The organism is Microbacterium sp., from assembly GCF_044508325.1.
Lineage (GTDB): Bacteria > Actinomycetota > Actinomycetes > Actinomycetales > Microbacteriaceae > Microbacterium.
Window position 1 is genome coordinate 6,152 of sequence record NZ_JBIQHX010000037.1, and the last position, 9,242, is coordinate 15,393.

Below are 9,242 nucleotides of genomic sequence, written 5' to 3' on the forward strand. Positions count from 1 at the left end.
ACGCTGGGTGTGACGACGATCGAAGAGGTGCTCCGCGTCTCCGTGTGACCCAGGCCCTCCCGGCCCCCTCCCGGCCGTTGAGCGAGCCGAAGGCGAGACGAAACGCCCCTCCCCGGCCATTGAGCGAGCGGCGCAACCCCCTCCCGGTCGTTGAGCGAGCGGCGCAGCCGCGAGACGAAACGCCCCTCCCGGTCGTTGAGCGAGCGGCGCAGCCCCCTCCCGGTCGTTGAGCGAGCGGCGCAGCCGCGAGACGAAACGCCCCGAGCCCGCGCGCCGCGTTTCGTCTCGGTCGCGCTCCGCGCGTCCTCGCTCAACGACCGGTGGGATCCCGCTCCGCGCGTCCTCGCTCAACGACCAGTGCCTCCTCCCGGTCGTTGAGCGAGGGCGTAGGCCCGAGACGAAACGCGCCTACCCCTGGTTCGCGATGTCGGCGTAGAGCGTGAAGATCGGCAGGTACAGCGAGATCACCATGCCGCCGATGATGACGCCGAGCCCGACGATGAGCAGCGGCTCGATCATCGACGACAGCTGCGACGTCGCGGTCTCGACCTCGTCTTCGTAGAAGTCGGCGATGCTGGCGAGCATGTCGACGAGCGTGCCCGACTCCTCGCCGACCGACACCATCTGCGGCACCATCGGCGGGAACACCTCGGCTTTCGCGAGCGGCGCGGCGAACGAGCGGCCCTGGCGGATCGACTCCTGGATGTCGCGGACGGCCCCCTCGATCTTCCAGTTGTTCGACGCCTGACCGACGATCGACAGCGCCTGGATGATCGGCACACCCGCCTGCAGCATCATCGACAGGTTCCGCGTGAAGCGCGCCACCGCGATCTTCGTCGCGACCTTCCCGAAAATCGGCAGCTTGAGCTTGAGCGGGTCGATCACCCTCCGCACCTGATCGGTGTGCTTGTTCGCGCGCCACCAGACCACCGCGATGATGACCACGATCGCGAGCGCCGGGATGATCCACCACATGTTCTTCGAGATCGCGATGAGGATCTGGGTGGGCAGCGGCAGGTCGGATCCCATGCTCGCGAACATGCTCTCGAAGACCGGCACGACGAACGTGAGCATCGCGAGCACGCCGAGGATGGCGATCACCAGCACGACGATCGGGTACGTCACCGCCGAACGGATCTTGTTCTGCAGCTCGGCCTCGCGCTGGTAGTTCTGGGCGATCGACTCCAGGGCGGCACCGAGGAATCCGCCGGACTCGCCGACGCGGATGATCGAGAGCATCAGGGGCGGGAAGGTCTGCGGATGCCGTGACATCGCCGCCGACAGCGACGACCCGCTCTCCACATCCGCCTGCACCTGCACGAGCGCCGGCTGCAGCCTCTTGTCTTCGCTCTGCTCGATGAGGATCGTGAGGGTGCGCATGAGCGGAAGGCCGGCGTTGAGCAGGCCCGCCATCTGCCGGGTGAAGACGGCGAGCGACTTCGCCGAGACGTGCCTGGTGAAACTTGGGAGCTTGATGTCGCGGTTGAGCCCGGACTTCGATTTGAGCGTGACCTCGAGGGGGGTGAGCCCCTGCGCCTTGAGCTTTCCGGTGACCGATGCCTCGGTCGTCCCCTCGATGGTCCCCTTGAGCACTCCGCCGCCGCGCGGGTCGAGCGCCCGGTAGACGAACTCCTGCATGACGGCCATCAGCGGTCACCGCCCTCCTGCGGGGATCCGAAGCGCGATCCCATGCCCAATCCGGTGCCGACGTGGGCGCCGGGGCCGCGGACCGTCTCGGGGTCGGGCTGGTGCCACTCCCCCGCGTGCATCGACCACGCCTCGGCGTCGAGGTCCTTCGGTCGCACGAAGACGCCGTCGAGGCTGCGCGGGTCGACCGCGAACGTCCGCGCGACGTTGTGCGCGATGACGCCCTCTTCGACCAGGCGCTTCAGATCCTGGTCGAGGGTGTGCATGCCCACCGAGGCTCCGGCCTGCATCGCCGAGTACAGCTGGGCGACCTGGCCCTCGCGGATCATGTTCGCCACGGCGGGGGTGTTGATGAGCACCTCGGTCGCGATCGTGCGCCCGTTGGTCTGCGCCAGCGGCATGAGGGTCTGGCTGATGATGCCCTGCAGCGTGTCGCCCAGCTGCGTGCGGATCTGGTGCTGCTGGTCGGCGGGGAACACGTCGACGATGCGGTTGATGCTCTTCGCGGCGCCCTGCGTGTGCAGGGTCGAGAGCACGAGGTGCCCGGTCTCGGCGGCGGAGAGCGCGGTCTGGATCGACTCCGGGTCACGCAGCTCGCCGATGAGGATGACGTCGGGGTCCTGCCTCAGCACGCGGCGCAGCGCTTCGGCGAACGACCCGGTGTCGGTGCCGACCTCGCGCTGATGGACGAGGGCGCGCTTGCTCTCGTGGTGGAACTCGATCGGGTCTTCGATCGTGATGATGTGCGCCGGCACGAGCTCGTTGATGATGTCGACCATCGCGGTGAGCGTCGTCGACTTTCCCGAGCCGGTCGGCCCGGTCAGCAGCACGAGTCCCCGCGGCAGCAGCGCGAGGTCGCGCGCGATGGGCGGCGCGCCGAGCTCTTCGAGCGTGTAGACGCGGTCGGGGATGAATCGCAGCGCGATCGCGATCGAGCCGAGCTGCCGGAACACGTTGACACGGAACCGACCGATGCCCTCGGCGGCGTGCGCGAGGTCGACCTCCTGCCGCTCGTCGAACTCCTCCCGCTGGCTCTTGGCCATGAGGCCGAAGGCCGCGCGCTCGACCCACTCCTCCGACAGCGGTGCGGGGTAGCCGGGGATCGGCACGAGGTCGCCGTCGACGCGCATGAGCGGCGGCAGGCCGGGGGTGATGTGCACGTCGGATGCCCGCGACCGGGCGCCGGCGAGGAGCATACTGTGGAATTCGACATCGTCCATCAGCTCATCCCTCCGAGTCGACATAGGTCAGCGCCGACACCTGCACGGTCAGGCCCTCGTCGCCGGTCACCGTGGTGGCGCTGATGCTGCTGAGCAGCCGCGGCCCGGCGCGCAGCTGATCGAGGAAGTCGGTGACGTGATCCATGTCGGGCGCGGTGACCTGGATGGCGAAGTCCACCTGCTGCCGGCCCGACGCCGGCGCCGGCGTCTGCGCATCACCGGTGCCGGTGCCGTCATCGACGCCTGTGCCGTCGGCCGAGCCGCCGGTCGCATCCGTCGACGAGTCCGCCGGCGGCGGCGCGTTCTCGTCCACCACGCCGGCGTGCGGGGTGAAGGCCACCTGCTGGCCGGCGCTGATGCTGACGATGTCGACGTCGGCCTCTTCGGCGGCGCGCCCGATCACCTCGAAGACGTCGTCGAGCTGGGCGCTGGCGGGAATCTGCGCGCGAAGCCCCGCGACCGAGGCATTGATCGTGTCGAGGTTCTCCTGCTCGGCGCGCAGGTTGTCGACCTGGGCCTGGTAGACCGCGTTGGTGTTCGCCACCGATGCGGTCTGCACGTCGACGGCGACCGACTGCAGGTACACCGGGAGCGCGCCGAGCACGAGGGCGAGCACGACGATGCCGACCGAGACGACCAGCCCGATGACGGTGATGATCCCCTTCTGCATCACTCGCCTCCCTCTTCCGCGACCGCGTACTGCCCCGAGTACACGGTCTGATCGAAGATCACGTTGAGCAGGTAGCTGTAGCTGCCGCCCTCGGAATCGGAGCTCAGGCTCTGTCCGTCGGCGAACAGCACACCCTCGACGCCGCGCAGCGAGCGGATGAGGGGCACGATGTCGAGCGGTGTCGGGCTGTCGAAGGTCACCGTGCCGGTGATGCCCGCCTGCATCGTCGGGTCGTCGCCGGTCGGCGCGGCGCCGACGGCGAAATCGAACCCGGTCACCGTCGTGTCGCCGGGCAGCACGCCCGTGACCTTCGCCAGCACCGGCGCCCAGGCGAGGTCGACCGCCATGGCGTCGGCGCGGAACGCCGTCAGCTCCTGCTCGGCGGCGAGCGCCTGGCTCACCTCGCCCAGCGAGGCCAGCTCGACCAGCAGGTTGTTGGTCCGCGCCTGCTCGGCGGCGAGCCGCTGGTCGGCCGTGTACTTGAGCCAGAAGGCTGCGGCGATGATCAGGGCCGCGACGACGATGGCGCCGAGCACGCCCCACACCCATCCCCGCACCAGGCGGTCGCGCTCGCGGCGCGCCAGCTCGGACCGCGGCATGAGGTTGACCCGCGGGTTCGCGAGCGACGCGTTGATGGCTGCAGACGACATCACTTCACCTCCCCGAGGGCGACGCCGATCGTTCCGACGAGGTTCAGCCCCAGGTCTCCCCCCGGCGGGGCCGACGTGGCGATGACGTCGGCGGCACCGATCACCTGGATCGGCGCGTCGACGGCGGCGTCGAGCGCGGGCAGCAGCCCCTCGGCGGCGGCGCCGGCCCCGGTCACGAGGATCCGTGAGAGCGGCGACGAGCCGGGCCGGCCGGCGAAGAACGAGAGCGTGCTGCGCACTCGGGTGGTCAGGTCGGAGATGCCCGGCGGCATCGCGCTGCGCATCGCTCCGCGCGTGCGCGTGACCGGGGCCGATGCGTACTCCATCGCGGCCACGTCGGCCTCGACCTCGGCGGCCAGGCGCCGGCTGGTCGCCGAGGTGGCCACGTCGATCGGCAGGATGCGCACGAACAGCGGCACGCCGCTTCGCGAGACGACCACCTGCGTGGTGTGATCGCCGATGCTGACCGTGGCGACCGTCTCGTCGGCGCCGGTGAGCGCCCCGGTGACCCGCGCCAGGCCGAAGGCGGTCAGGTCGACTGCGCGCGCCCGCAGCTTGACGCGCGAGAGCGTCGCGATGATCTGCTCGATGCTCTCCGACACGGCGGCCACCAGCAGACCCGACACCTGGCCGTCGTGCTCGGCGAGCGGAAAGAAGTCGAGCACCGCCTGGCTCGCGGGCACAGGTAGCAGGTCTTGCACCTGGTAGGGCAGCGCATCGCGCAGCAGGTCGGGGCGCATGGCCTGCGTGGTGTATTCGCGCACGAGGATGCGGCGACTCGCCACGCCGAGCACGACCTCTTTGCTGCGGAACTTGGCGCCGGTCCACAGCTGCCGCAGCGCCACGGCGACCGCCCCCTGGTCGAGCACCTCCGAGTCGCGTGCCGCCTCGGGCGGCAGCGGCACCTCGCCGTAGCTCACCAGCTGCGGCCGACGCCCCAGCGTCACCTCCGCGGCGCGGACGCTCTCTTCGGTCACTTCCAGACCGATGACTGTCTTCGCCATGTCCCCTCCCTCATGCCCCCACGAATAGATTCACATACCAGCGGCCGATGCTGTTGCCGGCGAACACCCCGACCCACGCGCCCAGGATCATCCACGGCCCGAACGGGATCGCGGTCTTGCGCCCCGCGCGCCCCGCGATGATGAGCGCGACGCCCCAGATGCCGCCGATGAGGAAGGCGGCGAAGGCACCCACCGCGAGCGCTCCCCACCCCACCCAGCCGAGGTAGAGCCCCAGGACGCCGGCGAGCTTGACGTCGCCGCCGCCCATCCCGCCCGGCCGCACGAGCCGCAGCACGAAGTAGAAGGCGTAGAGCACCGCCATGCCGATTCCAGCCCGCAGCAGGGCCTCCCAATCGCCGGTGAGCCACGACGCCAGTGTCAGCAGCACTGCGCCGACGAGGTAGCTCGGCAGCACGATGCTGTTCGGCAGCCGCTTGGTGTCGAGGTCGATGAGGGCCAGCACGATGCTGATCGCCGCCAAGTAACAGAACGCCACGATGACGACCACGGCCGCCCAGACGCCCTCGATAGTCCACTGTCCGGTCGTCGAGCGCCCCTCGACAAGCTCGGGATCCGCGAAGCGAGACGAAACGCCCCCCATGAGCACCCACCACGTGATCCCGGCGAACGCCACTCCGGTCAGGGCCTCGACGATCGGGTACCGGGCCGAGATCCGCTCCCCGCACGAGGCGCACCTCCCCCGCAGCACGATCCACCCGAGCACGGGCACGTTGTGCCACGGCTTGATGGCGGTGTCGCAGTGCGGGCACCTGCTGACGCCCAGCAGCGACGATCCGGCCGGCACCCGGTGGGCCACCACGTTGAGGAAGGAGCCGATCACAAGTCCGAAGACGCCGGCGGCCACGACGCCGAACAGAACGGGGCCCGCCACGCTAACGCTCGGTCTGGAATGCGAGGTTGTCGAGGCGGGTGACCGTGACGGTCGGGTCGTAGATACCACCCTCGCCCTTCACGCCGCAGCTGATCTTCGGCAACGTCGGCTCCCACGACATCGGCTTGCAGGTGAAGGTGCCGCCATTGAGGTGCAGACCATCGCTACCCATGTACAGCTGTCCGGACATCGTCAGAGACATCGTGCTGCCGATGCCGCAGGCACTGTAGATCAAGGTCCGCACGTTGTTCGTGCCGCTCGCGGTGAACTTGTCGAGTTGAGAACTGCCGCAGGTCGGGGGTCTGCCGTCGCTCCCGTCCGGGTCGAGATGCACGATGAACAGCTGAGGGCCGTTCTCGAGCGTCGTCCCTGTCGCCCTTGAGATCGTGCCCGTGATCTGCAGGTTCATCTTCTGATTCGCGGGCACCAGGACGAGCACGTCGCGTTGCAATGTCACGTTGCCGGGCGCGACGGGAATGCCGTTGCCGCCTGCGGGGCAGCCGGTCAGGTCGACGACAGCGCGGGCGCCGGCCACACCCATCACGCCCTGCAACTGCGCCGTGGTGCACACGGTGCCCGCTGGAAACACCTCGACCGGCGCTGCGGCGGAACTCCATGCCGTGCTGGAGGTCAACTCGATCCACTTCGTCGCTTCGAAGACCTGCTCGAGCGTCGGTGCGATCACCGGCACCGGCTCGCCTTCGAGCACCGGCACTGGCGTTGTCCCATCGGACTTCGTCCAGTTCGCCGGGTTGTGGTTGACCATGGCGAGGTGTGTCCGGAACGAGCCGTCCACCTCCCCGTCGCCATTCTTGGTGTCGATGTTTCCCGCGGCGTATACGTCGCCGCCGATGCTTGTATCGTCCGCAGTGAGCTTGATCGATCCCTCCACCGAGATGACGTCGCCGCCTGCTGTGAACTCGTTGTTCTTCAGATCGATCGTGTCGCGGACGTAGACGCTGCCGGTAACGATGCAGGGGCCGGTGACGGTCATGCTTCCGCGAAGCACCCAGAGGTCACCAATGATGGCGTCGCCGGCGCTGTTGTTGCACTCGTAAGGACCCTGACGGATGACAAGATCACCCGCGTAGGTGGATTTCGTCGCCTTGAACTGACCCTCGAAGAAGGCGACGGTGCCCGATGGCGTCGTTGCGGGTCCGTGGTACCAGGGGTAGACCGCATCGATGTTCGATTCGGTGCCATCGGGGCCTGTGCCTGTCGAACTGATCACGACCCACTTCGTGGCGTCGGTCGGGCAGGTAGCAGTAACTCCGGCGTCATCCCATGCCGATGGTCGATCAGCTTGTTCACTGGACCGGATCGTGTACGTGTACACGGGCGCCGATCCCGGAGCGGACGCTCCAGTCATGGCCACCGCAGCGCAGTCGAGCCCGGTAGGCGCGATTGCGGACCGCAGCGAGCCGACCGCGACGTCGCGTCCCGATTCGGCAGCGATGAACGCCTGGGTTGTCGACGAGTTCCCGGCATTCGCGGTGATGGTGACCAGGACGGATGCCGCGACGCTCGCAGCGATGACGAACCCGACGAGCATGACGACGACCACCGCGACGAGGGCAGCGCCCTCGTCACCGGGTGCCCGACGGAGCCGATCTACCAACATGGCGACGTCACTCCTGTCGGGTCCAGGCTGCGGGCGGCGACGGTGCCCACGAAGCGGACGGGAGCGCCGGTGGTGGCGAACTCGAACGCGTAGGTCACCGATGTGCCATCCCTCTCGAGGAAAGGCTGTCCGGGTATTGCTGTGATGCCATCCTGCCATTGGGGCCAGCCGGTTCCGAGAGAACCGGAGGTCATTCTCATCGTTGCGTTATCTCCGGCGAGCGAGAACCCTTGGCACTCTCGCTCTCCGGCGAGCGAGGTGCGCACCTTCAGCGTGTCGTTGCCGGTCACTTCGATCGCGAGACCGTTCCGCACGGCGCGCTCGATCGAGGAGCTCACGAGCTGTCCTCGGTTCGTGGCCTCGGTCTCGCTGAGCACGTTCTGCTGCGTGCGCCAGGAATTGATGAGGATCATCGCCACGCCGCCCAGGATGACCGAGAGGAGAAGGACGTAGATGATGAGCTCGATGAGGGTCACACCCGCGTCCGGCCGCTCGGCGTCGCGTGCCGGAGTCGTCATGGGATGTACACCTGCGCGTCGACGCGGGCCAGTTGCGCCCCCGAGGCGTCGGTGGCGGTCAGCGTGACGGCGACCGCCTCACCCTGCGAGCACGCGCCCGCATCGTATGTTCCCGCGATCGCCAGATTCGCGCCCTTCCCATCCGGGATCGAGTCGGGTGCGGTGATGGTGCCCAGAGTGGCGCAGGTGGGAACCGCGCGTGCGTCCTCGATCAGCGCGTACAGGTGGCGGGTCGCCGTCGCGGTCGCGGACTGCTGCGACGAGAGGGCGATGCCCTGCCAGAGGGCAGGCAGGAGCGCGACGGCGATCAGCCCGATGAGGAACATCGCGATGACGACCTCGACCAGGCTGAGTCCGGCTTCCTGCGAGCCTCGTCCCCTCACCGGCCCACCTCCCCGTATGGCGGTACCCCCACCACATCATGCCATTAGGGCCGGGCGATCGTCCGGCCCTAATGGCATGGCAATTAGCAGGTGGGACCCGACTTGCCGACGACGGATGTGTCAGCCTTCCACTCCGCCGTTACGCAAAAGTCATCGAGCGTCGGCGAGGCAGGAGCCACGGAAACGTTGTAGTCGGGGAAGTTGCTGAAGCTGTTGGTCTTGCTCTGAGCTGTGGCTGCGGCCCATTGCGTGGCGGCATTAGCTGCAGCGGCGTCAGCGGCGTTCTGCTCTGCCTGGTCCTGGATGTTCAGGAAGATCGGAATCGCGATCGCGGCGAGGATGCCGAGGATCACGACGACGATGATGAGCTCGATGAGCGAGAAGCCCTTCTCGCCCTCTTCCTCGCGGCGACGCTTCTCGGCCTCCAGGTAATTCTTGATGCTCTGCATGTGTTTCTTTCTCCCCCGGTTGAAATGGTTGCAATCAGCTCTGATGCACCCCGACTCCACCGCCCCCACAGCAGTGCCAGGCTTTCCCAGAGCCTGCGGGTGAGCCTCGGGCGGACCCACCTCGATCAATCGTGGAGGCACCCCAACGAAAAGGGCAAGTCACGGCGGCTCAGGATTCGCTCAGGAAT

10 protein-coding genes are annotated in these 9,242 nt (G+C 68.1%); all 10 read right to left on the reverse strand.

Features of this window, described 5'->3' with window-relative positions; genetic code table 11:
- Nucleotides 1–408: 408 nt before the first annotated feature.
- Nucleotides 409–1,647 carry a type II secretion system F family protein gene (locus tag ACIWQI_RS15830; protein WP_396658887.1) on the reverse strand — a complete coding sequence of 413 codons (1,239 nt, stop codon included), beginning with the start codon at nt 1,645–1,647 and terminating at the stop codon, nt 409–411.
- Nucleotides 1,647–2,867 carry a type IV pilus twitching motility protein PilT gene (locus tag ACIWQI_RS15835; protein ID WP_396658888.1) on the reverse strand — a complete coding sequence of 407 codons (1,221 nt, stop codon included), beginning with the start codon at nt 2,865–2,867 and terminating at the stop codon, nt 1,647–1,649. Before ACIWQI_RS15835 ends, ACIWQI_RS15830 begins: the two co-directional genes overlap by 1 nt.
- A 4-nt stretch (nt 2,868–2,871) precedes the next feature.
- Nucleotides 2,872–3,537 carry a hypothetical protein gene (locus ACIWQI_RS15840; protein WP_396658889.1) on the reverse strand — a complete coding sequence of 222 codons (666 nt, stop codon included), beginning with the start codon at nt 3,535–3,537 and terminating at the stop codon, nt 2,872–2,874.
- Nucleotides 3,537–4,187 (reverse strand): hypothetical protein, encoded by a 651-nt coding sequence (locus ACIWQI_RS15845; protein ID WP_396658891.1) that lies wholly within the window; start codon nt 4,185–4,187, stop codon nt 3,537–3,539. Before ACIWQI_RS15845 ends, ACIWQI_RS15840 begins: the two co-directional genes overlap by 1 nt.
- Nucleotides 4,187–5,191 carry a type IV pilus biogenesis protein PilM gene (gene pilM / locus ACIWQI_RS15850; RefSeq protein WP_396658892.1) on the reverse strand — a complete coding sequence of 335 codons (1,005 nt, stop codon included), beginning with the start codon at nt 5,189–5,191 and terminating at the stop codon, nt 4,187–4,189. The genes ACIWQI_RS15845 and pilM overlap by 1 nt, the downstream gene beginning before the upstream one ends.
- A gap of 10 nt (nt 5,192–5,201) precedes the next feature.
- Nucleotides 5,202–6,083 (reverse strand): prepilin peptidase, encoded by an 882-nt coding sequence (locus tag ACIWQI_RS15855; protein ID WP_396658894.1) that lies wholly within the window; start codon nt 6,081–6,083, stop codon nt 5,202–5,204.
- Between the two features lies 1 nt (nt 6,084).
- Nucleotides 6,085–7,647 (reverse strand): hypothetical protein, encoded by a 1,563-nt coding sequence (locus tag ACIWQI_RS15860; RefSeq protein ID WP_396658896.1) that lies wholly within the window; start codon nt 7,645–7,647, stop codon nt 6,085–6,087.
- A gap of 47 nt (nt 7,648–7,694) precedes the next feature.
- Nucleotides 7,695–8,222 carry a type II secretion system protein gene (locus tag ACIWQI_RS15865; protein WP_396658897.1) on the reverse strand — a complete coding sequence of 176 codons (528 nt, stop codon included), beginning with the start codon at nt 8,220–8,222 and terminating at the stop codon, nt 7,695–7,697.
- Nucleotides 8,219–8,605 (reverse strand): prepilin-type N-terminal cleavage/methylation domain-containing protein, encoded by a 387-nt coding sequence (locus tag ACIWQI_RS15870; protein ID WP_396658899.1) that lies wholly within the window; start codon nt 8,603–8,605, stop codon nt 8,219–8,221. Before ACIWQI_RS15870 ends, ACIWQI_RS15865 begins: the two co-directional genes overlap by 4 nt.
- 83 nt (nt 8,606–8,688) lie before the next feature.
- A complete protein-coding gene (locus ACIWQI_RS15875) occupies nt 8,689–9,054 on the reverse strand; it encodes a type IV pilin protein (RefSeq protein ID WP_396658901.1) in 366 nt (121 codons plus the stop codon).
- Nucleotides 9,055–9,242 lie beyond the last annotated feature (188 nt).